Raw genomic sequence first — 18,205 nt, forward strand, 5'->3', positions numbered from 1 at the left:
ACGGGATGTCCAATTTGAAACGGACGAATACTCATTTTTAGTTCTTTTGCCTCCTCCCCCCTACTTAACATTTAAATTCGTCAAAGGATTGAGCTTATACCACATTTACGGTACAGGCATGTAACCTCGAAAATCGGTCCGAAGCGTTATTCGGCTTTTAACGGCAAAGCATACAAATGAGATGTTTTTCAAATTCAAAAGTCAGATAACACAGAAATTTTAAATTTATGATTTCGTATTCCTAACTTCAATCCCAATTTTTGCCGTTGATACGAGAGCTATCATACAAAGTACCCTTCAGTTTTGTCAATTTCTGTAGTCTCAGATTGAAACAGGGCATTTTGACTCATTTTATGCGTGAATACGTAATTTTCATGATATGTTAGACCTGTTTCTTCAGGGAAATATTCACAAATGGAACTCAATTACCGATAGAAGTCCATTGGATATTTCTGATAAGCGTAAAAGAATCAAATTCATGGCTAATGTGAGGGTTATCAGCTGTTTTGATCCTTTATCCCTTATATCCCAAGGATTAGGAGAGTTGATCCCCCCATGTTGGTCTCGACGATGGAGGAGCTTATGTTCAGAATAAGGAAACTAGGGATTATCGTTTTTATGACTTTTGTACTATTTTTACAAATGGGCTTAAACGGGGTCATTTGCACTGTAAATCAGGCTAATGCAGCATCTTTAGGTGCTGTTCCGATCGAGGGTTATGATGCCGTTTTTGTATTGGATACCAGTTATTCCATGAGGGATACTGACCCTGAGGGCATTGCTGCCGAAGTCATCAATATGTTTATGGATTTGAGTGATGCAGACCGTACGCGCGTCGGATTTGTTGCCTACAATCACCATGTGGTCGCCTCAAAACCACTGACCTCGATTGCCGTGGCAGCGCAAAAATCCCAGATCCAGCAGGAAATCAGAATGCTAAACCGTTCCGGTTATACGGATTTGGGACTTGGGTTGCGCAAAGGCTCGGAGCTACTAGCGGCAGGAGCATCCCAAGGGCGTCAGCCTTTTATGATTCTATTGTCAGATGGAGAGACTGATTTTGGTGCCTCCTCTGGTTCCCGATCTAAAGGTGACTCCAATAACGATGTGTCCTCTGTCATCAAATCTGCACAGACCAAGGGATATCCGGTGTACACGATTGGTCTGAACCATGATGGCACAGTGAACCGACAAGAACTCGAACGGATCGCTTCTCAAACGGGTGGAGCTTCTTTTATTACGAGTAGTGCCGAGGATCTGCCGGAAATTCTGAACCGTATTTTCGCCAGTCAAATTCGCTCCAAGCTCGTTCCAATTGCTGCAATTACGACCACTGGCGAGATGCAAGAATTAACTGTAACTCTACCCGATTCTAGTATGGAGGAAGCCAATCTGGTGCTTTTGTCGGAGCATCCCCTTCTGGAAACACAGCTATATTCCAATTCAGAAAATGTCCGCAGGTACAAGTCGAGCCGATATGCGATTTTAAAAATCGAGCATCCACAGGCAGGTAAAGTGAAGTTGAAACTACGGGGCATACGCGGGGATTTGGTAAAAATCAATTTACTTGGCAGCTATCGACTGGAAGCCGAAGCTACCATGGGAGGAAAGCAAGCAACGGCAACTCATGGCGACAAGCCTGTGCAGTTGCTGAAAGGTCAAGCCACACCGTTTCAAGCTCAGCTCCTGTTACCCGACAGTCAAAAGCTTACGGATGAAGCCGTATATACGTCTCTCCAAGCCCATATTATAGTTACTCCAAAGGGGGGCACAGCCAAAAAGGTGCCTATGACCTATAAGTCAGGAGCCTTCCATACCGAATATGCGTTCCCTCAAACCGGGGATTATACATGGCAGCTATCCCTGGATAGTCCGCAATGGTACCGTAAGGGAACTGTACATAAAGTTCACGCGGCCAATGCAGCGCCACAAGTCTTGAAAGACCTGACGATTCGCCTGGTAAAAGAAGACGGCGATTCCCGTCGAAGTTTATCGGATTTTATCATTGACCCGAATCATGACAAGCTGAACTATAAGCTGGATTCAGAAGCCTCTGGGGATGCGGTCCATGCTGAGATTAACGGTAATGATCTGCTGCTATCCGAGCTCCACACAGGTGACACTCAGCTAAAGATTACCGCTACCGATCCGGAAGGCGCATCCAGCAGCGCTACACTAACCGTTTCCGTACAATCCCGGTATACAGCCATTAAATGGACGGTAGCCATCAGTATCGTGGTAGCCGCTCTTCTGTATTGGTTCTTGCGGCCGAAGCCGCAGTTTGCCGGAAGAATCGAAGGATATTTTCTCGCAACAGCAAGCGGACAGGAGATTCCGGTAAAATCTTGGCCGCTCACCTCCTTTCCGGGTCGTAAGGTCAGCTTACAGGAGTTGTTCCGTACGCTTGACGTTCACGAACCGTTGCCAGAAGCGGAACGGATTCTATTTTCCGCAGGCAAAAAAGGGAGCCTAATCGTGAAACATGATACACGCTGTGCCTTACAGCATGGAAAGATCAGATTAGCCCGCAACAAAAAAGCGGTCATGGAGTACAGCGACAAACTGTACATTACATTCGAGGATGGTGTGACTGAAATCGAGCTGCGATACAAAGCGATTAAACCGAATACTTCAGTGTACACCGACCATATCCAAGCTCCGACAGGATAATGTCCGTCACAACGTAAAAAAAGAGAAGCACCGTCTCTTACGATTAACGAACCGTAAGAGTAGGGCGCTTCCCTTTTTTTATCCAATATTCCGCACGTAGTGCGGCTTTAAACCATCGAAGTGAGCGGCAACGCTTGTTAGCCTGTACCTCCAGACCACGCCGAATGACATACGGCAGCAGAGAAAGTCCCGCATTTTCAATCTGAATCCGCTCGGAATGATCTGCAAACAATCGGCCTGGCACATCTGGCGGAGGTGTTCCTTTTCGGCAATAATACAGCGTGGCGGCCAAACTATAGATATCCGATACAGGCCCCTGCTGCGAACGATTAGAGTAAAATTCCAGCGGAGAATAGCCCGCCGTGGTGAAGATCGGATGCTCTTTACCTTCAAAATGCACAGCCGAACCAAAATCAATCAGCTTGATGTTGCCATTTTCCCCAATCATAATGTTGCCCGGCTTAATATCCCGATGAATAATTCCTTTGTCATGAATGTACTCCATGGCATCAATTAAAGGTAGCAGCGTATGGTACAAAAAAGTGGGATCATACGTTGGCACAGCCTCTTCTTTCATCATTCGATCCAGTGTCTTGCCTGCACAGTATTCCATGACCAGATAGGCAGTTCCATTTTCCTCAAAGTGATCTATATAACCGACAATTCCCGGATGACTTAACTCCTTCAACATTTGCCCTTCACGCAAAAAATAATGCATAAACTCCACGTATTTGGATTGCATAGAAGCACCGCAAGTGACCGTTTTTCGATCCATCCCCCGCAAAGCCAGTGCATTCGGAAAAAATTCCTTCACAATGACCTTTTCTCGGTTATCCAACAGCCTTGCCGTATACACGATGGCCAGCTCACTGCGGGACAAGGCGCTTCGAATTTGATATGTATTTCGCAGCTTCGTATTGCGGGCAAGCAGATTCCCGCTTGTATCCACGATCATGACTCGTCCTCCTGTCAGGTTCTTAGCTTATGTCTTTTGTATATATCGGCTTATTACACATCTTTTTATTATACCGTAAAATAGATTATTGGAAAAACAAATAACCTGCCATAATCTCCCTTAGAGAAATGATGACAGGTCTTTTGGCATTCATCTGGTTCTTTTTTCTCAAATCGTTTAACCCAGTTTCGTTCCAGGCTTCATGCTGCGCACACTGTTGGTATTTTTCTTCCGTTCACTGCGCAGTTTGCCTTTGCCTTGTTCTGGAGTGCGAATGGTGAGGGCAATCAGGAACGATACGACACACAGCACAGCAATCGTGGTAAAGGTCGGGATGAATCCACCGAGCAAGGCTGCGATAAATGACCCCGCCAGCGCACCGAGGCCAAAGCCTTGATACACAATACCATAGTTTTTGCTTTGATTTTTCAGGCCGAAGAAATCAGCTACGATGGCAGGAAAGACTGTAATGTTGCCGCCGAAGCAAAAAGCAATTCCTGCTACACAGGCAAAGAACAAACCATAATTCAGCGGTACCAGACTCAGCACTGTAACTGCGACCGCCGTTGTTAATAGAGCACCCGCTACTACTTTCAGACGACCTACTTTATCCGATAGCGCACCTAAAATGATCCGACCCGCCGTGTTGAAAATAGCGACCATAGCGACCGCATTAGCGGCTGTTGCTACATCTAGACCAGCCATCCGTACGCCGATATCCTTGACTACTCCAATCAGGTATAGACCACTCATACAAGCGGTAAAGAACATTACGAACAGCAGGTATGCCTGCTTGGTGCGCAGCATTTCTTTAACGGTGTAGTCCCGCTGTACAACCCCATTTTGTACCGAAGGCTTGTTCACGACTACAGCTTCTCTTACCAGGAAAGAACCACCCACAATCATGATCAGCACGATCATTCCCCAATATAAAAACGCTTGTGATACGCCAACGGACTGAATCAACGAACCATTAATATACTTGAATATAAGACTGCCTGTTCCATATGCACCAACCGAAATACCGGAAATAAGTCCTTTTTTCTCAGGAAACCACTTAATCAGATTCGACAATGATGTAATATATGCCGTTCCATCCGCAAAACCTACGACAATACCCGCCAAAATGTAAAGCAGGGACAGCGATGTTACCTGCGAACTGAGCATAAGCCCTGCTCCTAACACGACACCTGCACACAAAATCAAACGACGTAGTCCCCATTTATCCTGTAGTTTGCCTGCGAATAATGTAGCAAACGCCAGTGCAAAACTGGTAATTGAAAATGTAATGGCAACCGAACTGAGGTTCCAGCCAAAGCGGTCCACCAACGGTTGATTAAATAAACTCCATGTGTAAATGGTTCCTAATCCCATCTGGACAATTATCGTTCCAAGCACGACAAGCCAACGATTTCCGCTGTTTTTTTTCATATAAATCTCCTCTTTTCATTCCGGCTCTACAGCGTCAGTTTGTTATCATGATAACCGGGAATCCAGTACGCTTTGCGCCTGTGGAGGAGCAAGTCTGTAAGGATTCTCTCTACATCGATTATTATAACCCTGCATGTTAGCCAGAAATCGTTTGAGGAATGAAATGCACATATAGCGGAATGAAATGCCTTTAAAGTCGCATAATTTGCCGAAATTCCTTGGCTTTACTACGGCTCACCGGAATCTCTGCTTCTAGTCCACGCAAACGCAGGAGATACGTATGGTTGAACCAAGGTACAATTTCACGGATCTGCGATAGATTCACCGTGTATGAACGGTGACAGCGGAAAAAGTCCTGCTGCGGCAGCCGGGCATGAAATTCCGAAATGCTCATCGGCATCGTATATTCTTCGTGCCTTGTAAAGACACGGGTCACCTTTTCCTGCGCACACGCATAGTAAATATCGTTCGCATCCGTTACGATGATTTTGTCATTTTTCAGCAGATTAATACGACCTGGCGCAGCAACTGTGCTGGCTTCAGCAGCTCGGGGTTGCGCCGTCTGGACAGGCTCCTGTATTGGAACGTTCTGCTGCTCATAAGCATTTTCCAGCTTACGCAGCATAGATGCGATCCTTTTTTCATCATATGGTTTGAGGATGTAATCGAACGCCTCCAGCTCAAAGGCTTGCGCCGCATGTTCTTTATAGGCGGTCGTAAAAATAATATAGGGCTTTTTGGCAAATTTGCTAATGTTCTGTGCCAGTAGCATCCCGTCCAATGAAGGAATGTTAATGTCCAGAAAGATCGCGTCCGTCTCCTGATCTTGCAGAAACCGAAACACATCTAGCCCATCCTCGAAACTATCGGTCACCTCAATGTTGCTATGAGTCTGAATAAGATACTCCAGCTCTTCACGCGCCGGAAGCTCGTCTTCTACAATTATGGCCTTCATGACTTCTCCTTTGGTATGTCAAAATAAACTTTGGTGCCCGGTTCATGCTTCAGAATAATAACTCCTTCACCGTACATAAGCTTGAGTCGTCTGTGCACATTGTACAAGCCGATCTGTTTAGCCGGAACCCGATCATGATACAGGTTATCCACAACATCATCCCGTATACCTACCCCGGTATCTGCTACAGAAATGCGCACCTTTTCTCCACGATCCTTTACAGAAATGGTTACTGTACCTGATCCTTTTTTCTTGAGAATTCCATGATTAATCGCATTCTCAACCAGGGGCTGGATAATAAGACTTGGAATACGCACAGACACCTCATCCATTACATACTCTACCTGAAGTCGGTTGCCGAAGCGTGCTTTTTCAATTTCTACGTAATCAGACACCTGCTGAAGCTCCTTATGAATTTCGATCAAATCATCATTCAGTTCCAAATTATAGCGCAGATAGCCCGATAAATTAATGATCAGCTCTCGTGCCTTATCCGGCTTGGTGCGTGTCGTAGAGGCAATGGCGTTCAGCGCGTTAAACAGAAAATGGGGATTAATTTTCGTTTGGAGCGCCTTTAGCTCGGCTTTATTCGCGGCTTCCTTAATTTGCTCCACACGTGACACTTCCATTAACGTGGAAATGATTTGAGACAAGCCAATCGCCATCGTCTGCAACGGATACGTGATTTTATAAGCTTTGCGATAATAAATCTTCAACGTGCCGGTTACTTCTCCGCGCTCCTCTAACGGGATAATGAGCAGAGACTGGATTTGGGGTGTTTTATCGTCTGCAATATGGTTGCGGATCGTGATTTTACCGCTGCGGATCGTCGTTTTAGTCACATCGCTAATGATCTCATCTCCGATGTGATAACGCTCTTCGCCAAAACCGACATAGGCCAGCACATCTCTGGTATCCGTAATCGCCACCGCGTCTGCCTTGATATCTTCTTTTATGATCGAACAAATGGTGTGTAAGGATTCCGCATTAATGGAGCGGAAATAAGGCAACGTCTTATTGGCAATGTCCAGTGCCAGCTTGGCCTGTCTGGCCGCGATATTCTCCTTTTCCCCCTCCACACTCTGGATCAACAGAACGATTAAACCGATACTGACTTCTCCGATAATCATCGGTAGACCAATCTTGGAAACGATGTCCACTCCAAGGTTATGGGGTTGTGCCATCACCAGAATGAGCAGCATCGTCAATGCTTCGCAGACCATACCTGCGGCGATACCGACTAGCCATCTCTTGGAACGGTTGACCCGGCGGCCGATGTATCCTGACACCACACCTGCCAAAATACTCGTAATCAGACACGGAATCGAGGTCACTCCCCCGATATCAATTAGATAACGATGGATACCTGATACAATACCTGTAACGATCCCAACCCATGGTCCGAACAAAATACCGCCCGCCATAATTGCAATGATTCGAACGTTAACAAGCGAACCTTCTACTTCAATCCCGGTGTAGGTGCCGAACAGCGCAAACATACAAAAGATCAATGTTAATATGGCCAGCTCTGCCGGAGAATGGCTGTTCTTTTGCAAGGTTTCCTTAAACCGCGGGATACGTGTAATAAAAAATAAACAAATCAGTAACAACGCTGCGCGCTCAAATAGCTGCATCAGCATTTCCAACAAGGCGTTCACCTGCGTTCCTCCCAAATAAAAACGGATATGCCTACATAAGTTGTGTTAATTATTCACATATTTCAGTACTCACCCTGCCATTACGGGCATGGATGCTAGCCTTCCCACCAATCGGATATGTAAACTGCGGCGTAGTATGACCAAAATCAGCATCTGCAATCACTGGAATGGAGGCCAATTCTCTTTTCGAGCTAATGATTTGCCGCAGCAATTCTTCTGTCATATGCAACGCCTGCTGAAATCGTCCTATGATGATCCCCTTAACCTGATCAAATCCAGGCTGGTGCAACAGTGATTGCAAATCCCGGTCAAACGTAGCGGGAGAGCTTTCGTAATCATCCTCAACAAATAGAATGCTTCCTTCCAGACTCGGCATATACGGAGTCCCCTGCAACAAATTCAGGGTACACAAGTTTCCCCCCACAATCGTACCCGTTGCTTCACCTTCATGAATCGCATACGGACCCGCATTGCGGTAAAAGCTTCTTTGATCCTGATCTAGATACCAAGTATCGTCACTCCACTCCGACGAAGACTGGATTTGAATGCTGCCCTCTTCCAACATCAACCTTTGAAAATACGCCGTCGTATAATCATTTCCTCGCAACATGGCAAACGTCAAAAAATGAGGTCCTGCATACGTGATAAGCCCCGTTTTTGCATAAATCGCATGGCTTAACGCTGTTATATCCGAATAACCACATAATCGTTTAGGATGAGCTCCAATCAGTTCATAGTCAAGATGGGTAAGGAGCTGATTGGCATTATAGCCCCCAATTGAAGTCAGGATGCCCTTTACCTTTGGATCGACAAAAGCTTCGTGCAAGTCTGCGACTCTGGACTCTATCGAGGAAGATGTAAAATCATCATTTTCCAGCACATGTTGCGAAAAACTCACTTTAAACCCTAGCTCCTCCAGTCGTTGCTGGGCAATCAAGCGATTTTCCTCAGAAACGATCGACAAGCTTCTGGACGGCGAAAGAATACGTATCTCGTCTCCAACTTTTAATTTGGGTGCTTGCTTTCCTATGATCATGGTCATCCCCCCTTAGTTACAAAGCATTTAAACTGCCACAAATTATACCATCAACTTCCATCTAATTATAGCTTCTAGAAATCCCATCTTCATTTCCCTTCTTCAAACACAGTAAAAAACCGGAGAGTACCGCTAGATAGCGATAATCCCCGGATCTCTAGTTCGATAATGAAGCATTTCGGTTATTTGCTTTTGCTGATTTCGGTAGGAATGTTGTCCTCCTTCTGATCATGTACCAATTCTTTTAATTGGATAATCAACGCCTCCAGCTCACTAAACCCGGTCACCATATTGGAGGTTATATTTCGTTGCTCCTCTACTCCAGCCAAAATTTGTTCTGACGCTGCACTCGCTTGTTCCGTTACACTTGAAAATTCCGTCATTTCTTGAACAACCTGAGATGAGTATTGCTGCATGCTATTCGTACTGTTTTCCACATCTACGGCCTGCTGCAACACTTTATTGGCATTTTGCAGGATATCCTCCAGTACAATTTCGGTCGAATGTGCCGATTCCATACTTTGCTGTAGCCTTTGCTGTCCCATGTCAAATTGACTTACGACAGAATCCATCTGAGTTCTCAGTTGAGCCAAGATACCTTCCATCGCTACCGAGGTGTTCCCTACCATTTCAGCCAAATTACGCACTTCTCCAGCTACGATGGCAAATCCTTTTCCATGCTCTCCCGCTCTGGCGGCCTCAATGGATGCATTCAAGGACAGCAAATTAGTTTGTTTTGAGATTTGAGTAATATCTTTAAGCATGGCAGACATGCTATCACTTTGTACTTTAAACTCGTCCAGTTCTTCTTTGGTACGACTCATGACCTGACCCAAATCCTTGATTTGAGACGTTAATGCCAGCAGTTGACTACTCCCTCTGTCCCCGGCATTTTTCGTATCTTCGGAAAGCTGCTTCAGTTCTCGGGAATGATCAGCTACCTCTCGCACGTGCTGGTCAGATTGGGCCAAGTTATCCGTAACCTCGGTGATATTCGAAGCTTGCATTTCTACCCCTTTGGCAACCTCCTGAAACCCGATAGCGACTTCATTCGTCACGCTGCCCGTAGCATCCACTTGATTCCTGAATCGTTCTGTAAAGCTATGCAATCCAGCCACTGCTTGTTTAACTTGCTCAAACAGAAATTCAATTCGTTGCCTTGTAGCATCGATATCTTTATTTTGCTCTTCACTTTTCTTAAACTGCTTTTGATTTAATACCGATACCACTAACAGTAGCAAACCAATGAGTAAAACAATAATAAACTCATGCACATAGCGCAAAGAACCGGTAGCTGGGGGAACTGGGGGCGTACCGATTGTTATTTGCACAAAAATATTACAGAGATTTAAGGTCATAGCTACCAGAAAATATCGGTAAGACGGATACAGCAAAAACAAAGAGCAAATTAATATGGTGGTCACTACCTCGACGCTAGATAAGTTCAAAAATATACACATTAATACGCTAAAAAACGTAGTAATCCACGGAATAAGGCGGATTCCTTTCTTTTTCATATTCAGGATCGTTAAAACTGCCGCGACTACAAATCCTACACCATTAGATACCCACATCGAGGGATTAGATAATGCCGGGACGATGCCGCTCAAGGCCATAATCCAAAAAATAATGATCACCAATTTGTTTCTTTGCCACAACAATTCACTCGTTCTGTCCATGATTGTGTACGCGCTCCTTAGATATATATTAGGTATTTATAAAATAAAAATGTAAATGCCATACTTTATATATCGTCATATCAGAACACGTAGTGAATGAAAATCGTACAAACACTCCACATTCCCTTTAATCGCCAAATTACAACAGGACAACTTTTAAAGGGAAAGAGTATGTAATCGTAAATAAATGAATGAATGCAAAAAATCGCCCCCTAGCAGGGAGCGATTTTGAATTCATTTTTGATGATCTTCGCAATTGGAAAAGGTTCATATACCAACTGACAACATTAGGATTCCTTGTTTTCGGAAGCCTCTTTAGCGCCTTCGGTTGCCGCTGCATCACCTTCCACAGCAGCATTTTCCACTTCAACTGCACGCGGAACGATAATAGAAGCAAGCAGTTCTTCTTCAGGGACGTGCAGTGTTACTCCTTTAGGGAGTTTCAAGTCGCTAGCGCTCAGCTTGTCGCCAACATCCAGTGCGGATACATCCACCTCAATGGTAGATGGTAAATCAGCCGGAAGACCTTCGACTTCTACTTCCGTTTCCTGAACTTGCAGAATACCGCCTGTTTTTGTACCTACAGGTGTACCCTGATAATCAATAGAAACACGCACGCGAAGCGGTTTGTTTTTGGCAATTTTCAAAAAATCGGCATGCAACCACTGATTGTCACGCTGTTGATAATCTTTAATAATAACTGGAATGGTTTCTCCACCCTCTACAGTGAGGTTAAACACCTCTGAACGTCCGGTTCTGACTACTTTATTAAATTCCTTGGCATCGACATGTACAGGGGTTCCTTCAAGCTCAGAGCCGTAAACCACAGCTGGAATCCGTCCTTTTAACCTCAATTCACGAATAGCCGAACCCTTCTTCTCTGTTCTCGGCTGGGCGGTCAGTTGAATACTTCCTCCATTAGAACTCATGATATACAACCTCCTTCAGGTTACCTTACAAATGATTTTCCTCCAAGAAACTTGCCTGTTTACCAGTCGTACTACAGGATATAAGCCAGCAAGCTGGCAAAACTAAACAAGTCCATAATTCTATTTTACCCCTTTTTTCTGAAACTGACACACGTTTGCATAAAAAAGTAGCATTTCTCGAAATGATCGAAAAATGCTACTTTCGTGTATATAGCGACCAAGCATACAAGTCTATCCGGCCCGATTATCATTTACCAGTAGCAAATATTCTTCTCTGCCACTATGAATCAATACCTGCATCACAGACTGGTTCGGGTCTATATCAATATATCGATCTGCCTCAACATCCTTGGCATCCCAGTGATTAAGCCGGACAATGTAGCCGATTCGCTGTATATCAGGAGCCACCTGAATACGCGCTACTGCACGACCATCATCCAAATCACGGAATTCGACATGTCCGTCGCGGTGCCCCGTTCCCCATACCCATACGTTCCAGCCAGTGTATTGCCGATCCGCACGCTCGTAGATCAGTTCAATCGTGCGAAATGGGGCGACTTCACTATCTTTTCCAAGCTGGACATCTGTCAACGCTATGGCTGTACCTGCAATTTCTTGATCTGTCCCTTCATCCGAGTCTTCCAATTCGTTCTCCGCCTGACGATTAGCCTGATCTTGTTCAGTCACAAATGAGACTCGTGCAGGTTCTTCCTGATCATATAACACCATCATCGACCAGCGTGATACGGTTACACGATGGCCTACGACTTCATACCGTGTCTCATTACCAGCCCCGTGTGCGTCCACGACCACATGCCAACGATCCGATTCCGCAGGCAATGCTATCGTCTGCTCTGCATCCGAGCCGTTATAAATCACCACAATATGATTCCAGGCATCACCGTTAGCATGGTGCCTCAAAGCAAAAGCCACCACATGCCCACTGCTTTGCAGCACTTCCATGTGCTGCTCCACCAGCTCACGATGATCCATTCGGAATGCCGGGTGGCTGCGTCGCAAAGCAATTAAGCCTTGGTAGTAATCAAACACTGGGCGAAACCTCGCCTTGTTATCCCAACGGATGGCATTGACTACATCTGAGCTTCGGTAGCTATTATGGTCTCCACATTTGGAGCGCAGCAGTTCATCCCCTGCATGAATAAAAGGAATACCTTGAGATGTGAGTACCATGCCGTTAGCTAACAGGGACTTGCGTACGGTTTCGTCCTCTAGCAAGTTATTTTCATCCAGTTCCCAATACGGGTCTGCTTCGGCAACAGCTTGTTCAGGTGTCCTCCCATCCTGTGGCTTCCCCTGCTCCCATTGTGGAAAACGACAGTGCTCCCGCAATTTTCTTACCGTCAAAATTTTATCCCACAGATTGAGATTATCGTGGGCAGTTACATAATTGACGGTCTCCGATGGCTGAGCTGTGAAATCATGAATCGCCCCAAAAGCACCTTTGAGCACCTGTTCCTCCTGATGTTCTGCACCTGTGGCAAACCCGCTCCCAGTACCGTCGCTATCCCCCTTAATAGCAGAACGGTAGTTGTCGTTAAAAACAGCAAAGCCTTTGTCCCGTTGCGTTCCTTTTAGCGTAAGCAAGGGTTGCGGAGATTCTCCTCCCGTCCAAGGCTCACCATAGATAAGCAGATCCGAACGCACTTCAGAGCGAAGTTCTTGCGTAAGCTGCACCACGGTTGGGGTATCAATCAGACCCATCAGATCAAATCGAAAGCCGTCTATATGATATTCCTCTGCCCAATAGCGTAGTGAATCCTTGATATACTTGCGCACCATCGGACGTTCGGTTGCCACCTCATTACCTACCCCTGATCCATTGGTGAGCTGCCCTTGTTCATCTGTACGGTAATAATATCCAGGTACAACAGGCTCAAATGGCCCCTGTTCCACCGAATAAGTATGGTTGTACACAACGTCCATAATGACACCGATGCCGGCAGTATGCAAAGACTGTACCAGCAGTTTCAGCTCTCGTATGCGTGTCTTCGGATCAGCCGGATTGGAAGAATAAGACCCCTCCGGCACATTATAATGCTGCGGATCATAGCCCCAGTTATATTCAGTATCTAATTCCGCAAAGTCATTTACCGTATGAAAATCAGCTACTGGAAGCAAATGAACATGTGTAATGCCCAGCTCCAGCAGATGATCCAGCCCGATGCTGTTCCCCTCAGTATCCTTCAATCCCGTATACGTAAAGGCCTCAAACCGTCCCTGAGCAGCAAATAAGTCTTTTTTCCCCGTATTAAAATGGGTATCCATCGAAAAATCACGTACATGAAGCTCATAGAGAATGGCATCTGTCGGCCGCTTAAGTGTAGGCCCCACATCCAATTCCCATCCGTCCGGGTTGGTTTGAGCCAAATCAATGATCGCTGTACGCTGCCCGTTGGCTGATACCCCTGTGGCATATGGATCGGCAGCATAATGAATGGTGTTGTCCGCCCACTCCAGCCTGTACATGTAATAATATTTGTTCCAGTTCCCTTCCAGCTCTATAGACCATACACCTTGATCATCACGGCTCATGAGAAATTCCTGACCACCGCTGTGCTCCTGAACGTTCCCCTCCTGATCGTACACCCCCGCATCGTTATACAACGCTATATGGACCTGCTGCGCAGTCGGTGCCCATACCTTGAACTTGCTGCCCACAGGCGTATAAGTAAGACCCAAATCATAGCCTTCATATATGGGATATGTTGTGTGCTCAAGCTCTTTGAGCTGATTGAAATCTGACATTCCTGTTCACCACCCATTTCTGTACATCGGCATACAGCCTCTGTTCATCCATCATTTATGATGTTTATGACTTGTCAATATACCTCAGGATTTTGTAAAATCTTCACCTAATAGGCTATCAAAATAAGACAAGCTTGAAAAGCTGGATGATTTAAATAAGGATGACGCTTCCATTTCAACGCACACTCCATTTTATGACAAAACCATGAACAGGCTACAGCTTTTGCCCTCAAGCATAACAATAATTTCCTAGATTTCATCACTTATCGCTAAATAAGTACGTTAAAAAACACGTTAGAAAAGTCAGGACAATCTACGGTTATCCATTTCAAAAATATCGTCTGCAATCCGCATGGTAGAACTTCGGTGCGAAACAAGGACAACCGTTTTATCTTGCTGCTGTTCCTTTAACGATTTTAAAATAATCGCCTCGTTCAGGCTGTCCAAATTGCTGGTAGGCTCGTCGAGCAGTAAGAGAGGCGCATTATGGACAAAGGCTCTCGCCAACCCCAAGCGTTGGCGTTCTCCACCGGACAGCCTGTCCCCCAATTCTCCAACTCGGCTGTCATACCCTTGAGGCAAGGTCATAATAAAATCGTGCACTGATGCCTTACGTGCTGCTTCCACAACCTGCTCATGCGTTGCATCAGGCTTTCCGATTTTGATATTAGCTGCAATTGAATCATCAAACAGGAACGTATGCTGGTCTACATAGCTCTGTAAGCCTCTCAAATGTCGGGTTCCAATTTCCTTCAAATCGTGCCCGGATAGCAAAATTCCACCTTGCTGCGGGTCCCTAAATCGCATCAGCAACTTTAGCAGCGTAGACTTGCCAGAGCCGCTTTTACCCTGAATGCCTAAAATCCGCTTATGCGGTATCGTGAGACTTACATCATTCAGCACCGTTTGACCATCGTATGCAAAAGTCACCTTGTCTACTTGTGCCCCAGTAAAGGCAACACTCATCCCTTCGATATTTTCCTCTACCTCCGGGGTTTCCTCCAATAGACTCAACACTCGTTCCCCGCTAGCCAGCGTTTGAAGCAAATTGTTGGACAAATTGCTCAGTGCGACGACAGGACCAAATGAACTAAACAGGGCAATGACAGAAATTAGCATACCTGTAAAGTCAACGTGACCATTAGACATACCGTACAATCCAGCCAGCAGCATCAAGAATGAGAATCCAACTACAGCCGCATCTGTGATGGCTCTTGTGATACCTTCATGATGCTTCAAGTCCTTCTGCTTGGCATCCAATTGATCCGTACGACGGTTAATCTCATTCAAACGTTGTTCTCCTTGCCCATATTGCACAATTTCCTTCATACCCCGTAAGCTGTCCAAAAAATAACTGCTCAGCTTGCCAAAGCTACTTCGGTATTCCATCCCCTGACGTTTGCCCATACGTGACGTGAGTAAAGGAATAAATAAACCGACAGTTAGGTAAGCAAGCGCAGCAAGCCAGCCTAATAGAGGCTCATAAGAACCGATAAAAAACACCATGAGTAGTGAAGTGATGATGCCGATCATAACAGGCGCTATCGTATGCGCATAAAATACTTCCAGTAGCTCAATATCACTCGTAATGAGTGAAATCAGATTCCCCTTGTCCTTGCCTTCCAATTTGGCTGGAGCGAGTCTGCGCAGGGCTTGAAGTACCTTATCACGCAGTACAGCCAGCAGCTTGAAAGCGAGATAATGACCACTCATTTGCTCGCCATAACGAAATACGCCGCGTAGTACGGCACAAACCACGATCGCCGTCAGCAAAAACGACATGGTGTAGCCTGTCGTGATGCCCGTTGCTGTAAGCAGAGCTAGGGCTCCAAACACTATAATGCCAATAGCACAAACAAAACCAAGCACTCCTGTAACAATCGTGATGAGTAGCACAGGTAAAAGAGGTCCCGCCAATACCAATAATTGGCCCATGATCCGTAATCCATGTCTACGCATATACAGCCCCTCCTTTTACAAACTGCTCTACCCGGTGTTGACTGAGATACATCTCCGCATAATGTCCCTGCTGGCTCAACAGCTCATGATGCGTTCCCGATTCTGCCACCAAACCGTTTTGCAGCACATAGATACAGTCGGATTGAACTACATTTTCCAGTCTGTGAGAGATAAGAATCACTGTTTTTTGACCTGCCAGCGCATGTATAACCTCCATAATGCCTTCCTCACTTTCACTGTCAATGTTAGAGGTGGCCTCGTCAAAAATGTACACACGACTATCATGCAGCAATGCTCTGGCTAGTGCTAGCCGTTGGCGCTGTCCTCCTGACAGATTTGCCCCTTGCTCCTCCAGTTCTGCTTCCAGTCCTCCTTCTGAAAGGATAAAATCATACAGCTTCACTTGTCGCAAAGCTTCCAGCATTTGTTGCTCATCCGCGTGCTCATTGCCCATTTTTAAATTTGCTTCCACTGTGCCTTTAAAAATATAGCTGTTAAAACCGATCCAGGTCATGTGACGCATGCGGCTTCCTTCTGAAATATCGGTAAGCTCTTTTTCTCCAATCGTCAGACTTCCTCGATACCCCTCGTGATGCCCAACGATCAATCCGGCTACCGTACTTTTACCAGAGCCTGATTCCCCAACAATTGAAACAAAGCTGCCCTGGGGAATATCCATGGATATATTTCGTAAGGTATCTCTTTCGTCGTAGGCGAAACTCACCTGTTCCAGTCGAATATCTGTGTTTTCTATGCTTTCTTGTCCTTGTATAAGATCCTCAGTACTCAACATTTGAAATATTTTGTCGCTTGCTGCCATTCCGTTCATAGCGATATGAAAGTAAGAACCCAGCAGACGCAGAGGAATGAAAAATTCTGCCGACAGCAAAACAATGATGATTGCTCCCGCCAAGCCAATATGGCCTGAAGAATATTCGCTTACCGCGACCAGTACACCCGCAGCGGCACCACCAAATGCGATAAGATCCATAATGGCCACGGAGTTAAGCTGCATAGTCAGCACTTTCATCGTCATTTTGCGAAAATCCTCCGCTGCTGTGTTCATTTCCTGATGTTTATCCTGGTCTGTTCCGTACATTTTGAGCGTAGTCAGACCTTGTACATTCTCCAAAAAGCTGTGGCCCAGATTGACGTAACTGCCCCAATATTTCCGAAAAAGCTTTTTAGCCATCCTCATAATGACAATGATCGACACTGGAATTAAGGGAACGCAGATCAACAGTATAATGGCTGCTTTGAAGCTGACAAAAGAGAGGGTGATGAATAACGTTACGGGGGCAAGCAGACTGTAAAATAGCTGAGGCATGTATCTACCGAAATAGGTTTCAAGCTGCTCTACCCCTTCTACAGCAACCTGTATAACCCCCGAGGTGGAGGTATGATCTGTATATGCGGGTCCCATTTTGAGCAACTTGCCGTAAATTTGCGAGCGCAGCGTTTTTTTAGCATTTACCGAAGCACGATAGGATAACATACTGGCTGCATAATTGCTCAGACAGCGAACTGCAATAGCAGTAATAACAATGACCGTCATAGATAGAATCAGCTTGCGAGTCACTTGTCCTTCCCATGCCTGCTGCATAACAAAGGCCATAGACAACACAGCGGCTATACTCCCCAAAAGACCGATCCACTGCACAAGCACACCCAAGACGATATATTTCCGAGAATGTTCCACTAGACCGAGCAGACGGCTGTCGACCATTTTAGACCTTTTTTTCGGAGTAGGGGCAAGTGAAGATGAAGGCGTTATTTCTGCTGCAGCGTTTCTCACTGTTCCGATTCGGAATATAAAGTAATAATATTTAAAAAGGATGACCAAGACGATGAGCGTTCTGCCCCACACATTAGGGGTGAAAATAAAGCCTGTAATCAGCATCGCTGACGCTAAGCCCAATGTGGTGATTTTCGTAGACAGCTTCAACGACCTTGTTTGAACAAAACTCTCTAGATGCTTTTGGTACAGAGCGGTATTCGAAAACCACTGGTGAATCCTTTCGGACCCCCGCATAAAGAAAAAGGTCGCTAGCAGCAGAAACGGTGTAGTCGGTAGCAACGGTAGCACTACACCAATAACTCCAAGCGCCAAAAATAAAAACCCTAAGGTAATATAGATCGGTTTCACTATAATCCTCCCTAATAGTTA

11 protein-coding genes are annotated in these 18,205 nt (G+C 45.6%); 1 reads left to right on the plus strand and 10 read right to left on the minus strand.

Annotated features, from left to right (window positions below):
- The first annotated feature begins 582 nt into the window (after positions 1-582).
- A complete protein-coding gene (locus tag ACUUJN_RS19645; RefSeq protein WP_484668847.1) occupies positions 583-2,670 on the plus strand; it encodes a VWA domain-containing protein in 2,088 nt (695 codons plus the stop codon).
- Between the two features lie 43 nt (positions 2,671-2,713).
- Here the strand turns inward: ACUUJN_RS19645 and ACUUJN_RS19650 are convergent, their stop codons facing one another.
- The 10 genes from ACUUJN_RS19650 to ACUUJN_RS19695 form a co-directional block, all read right to left on the minus strand.
- Complete coding sequence (locus ACUUJN_RS19650; protein ID WP_013311478.1) at positions 2,714-3,625, minus strand: serine/threonine protein kinase; 912 nt, start codon at positions 3,623-3,625, stop codon at positions 2,714-2,716.
- A 177-nt stretch (positions 3,626-3,802) separates the two neighbouring features.
- Entirely contained in the window at positions 3,803-5,056 is a 1,254-nt protein-coding gene (locus tag ACUUJN_RS19655) for an L-lactate MFS transporter (RefSeq protein ID WP_484668848.1), read from the minus strand.
- Between the two features lie 190 nt (positions 5,057-5,246).
- A complete protein-coding gene (locus ACUUJN_RS19660) occupies positions 5,247-6,011 on the minus strand; it encodes a LytR/AlgR family response regulator transcription factor (protein WP_013311480.1) in 765 nt (254 codons plus the stop codon).
- Positions 6,008-7,669: a LytS/YhcK type 5TM receptor domain-containing protein gene (locus ACUUJN_RS19665; protein WP_484668849.1), complete on the minus strand. Its 1,662-nt coding sequence runs from the start codon at positions 7,667-7,669 to the stop codon at positions 6,008-6,010. The genes ACUUJN_RS19660 and ACUUJN_RS19665 overlap by 4 nt, the downstream gene beginning before the upstream one ends.
- Before the next feature lie 49 nt (positions 7,670-7,718).
- Complete coding sequence (locus ACUUJN_RS19670; RefSeq protein WP_484668850.1) at positions 7,719-8,705, minus strand: S66 family peptidase; 987 nt, start codon at positions 8,703-8,705, stop codon at positions 7,719-7,721.
- 182 nt (positions 8,706-8,887) lie between these two features.
- A complete protein-coding gene (locus tag ACUUJN_RS19675) occupies positions 8,888-10,384 on the minus strand; it encodes a methyl-accepting chemotaxis protein (protein ID WP_484668851.1) in 1,497 nt (498 codons plus the stop codon).
- A 287-nt stretch (positions 10,385-10,671) separates the two neighbouring features.
- Positions 10,672-11,313: a 50S ribosomal protein L25 gene (locus ACUUJN_RS19680; protein WP_028542463.1), complete on the minus strand. Its 642-nt coding sequence runs from the start codon at positions 11,311-11,313 to the stop codon at positions 10,672-10,674.
- Positions 11,314-11,544: 231 nt separating this feature from the next.
- Positions 11,545-14,079, minus strand: coding sequence for a type I pullulanase (pulA, locus tag ACUUJN_RS19685; RefSeq protein ID WP_484668852.1), 2,535 nt, complete (start codon positions 14,077-14,079; stop codon positions 11,545-11,547).
- Between the two features lie 303 nt (positions 14,080-14,382).
- Positions 14,383-16,038: an amino acid ABC transporter ATP-binding/permease protein gene (locus tag ACUUJN_RS19690; protein ID WP_028542461.1), complete on the minus strand. Its 1,656-nt coding sequence runs from the start codon at positions 16,036-16,038 to the stop codon at positions 14,383-14,385.
- A complete protein-coding gene (locus ACUUJN_RS19695) occupies positions 16,031-18,184 on the minus strand; it encodes a DUF454 family protein (RefSeq protein WP_484668853.1) in 2,154 nt (717 codons plus the stop codon). Before ACUUJN_RS19695 ends, ACUUJN_RS19690 begins: the two co-directional genes overlap by 8 nt.
- Positions 18,185-18,205 lie beyond the last annotated feature (21 nt).

The sequence above is a fragment of the Paenibacillus sp. LRG-1 genome (assembly GCF_057220305.1).

Excerpts from the sequence above, each read along its gene's own strand:
- ACUUJN_RS19650 (WP_013311478.1), bottom strand. The coding sequence starts at position 3,625 with ATGATCGTGGATACAAGCGGGAATCTGCTTGCCCGCAATACGAAGCTG.
- ACUUJN_RS19680 (WP_028542463.1), bottom strand. The coding sequence starts at position 11,313 with ATGAGTTCTAATGGAGGAAGTATTCAACTGACCGCCCAGCCGAGAACA.
- ACUUJN_RS19690 (WP_028542461.1), bottom strand. The coding sequence starts at position 16,038 with ATGCGTAGACATGGATTACGGATCATGGGCCAATTATTGGTATTGGCG.
- ACUUJN_RS19660 (WP_013311480.1), bottom strand. The coding sequence starts at position 6,011 with ATGAAGGCCATAATTGTAGAAGACGAGCTTCCGGCGCGTGAAGAGCTG.
- ACUUJN_RS19645 (WP_484668847.1), top strand. The coding sequence starts at position 583 with ATGTTCAGAATAAGGAAACTAGGGATTATCGTTTTTATGACTTTTGTA.
- pulA (WP_484668852.1), bottom strand. The coding sequence starts at position 14,079 with ATGTCAGATTTCAATCAGCTCAAAGAGCTTGAGCACACAACATATCCC.
- ACUUJN_RS19675 (WP_484668851.1), bottom strand. The coding sequence starts at position 10,384 with ATGGACAGAACGAGTGAATTGTTGTGGCAAAGAAACAAATTGGTGATC.
- ACUUJN_RS19670 (WP_484668850.1), bottom strand. The coding sequence starts at position 8,705 with ATGATCATAGGAAAGCAAGCACCCAAATTAAAAGTTGGAGACGAGATA.
- ACUUJN_RS19655 (WP_484668848.1), bottom strand. The coding sequence starts at position 5,056 with ATGAAAAAAAACAGCGGAAATCGTTGGCTTGTCGTGCTTGGAACGATA.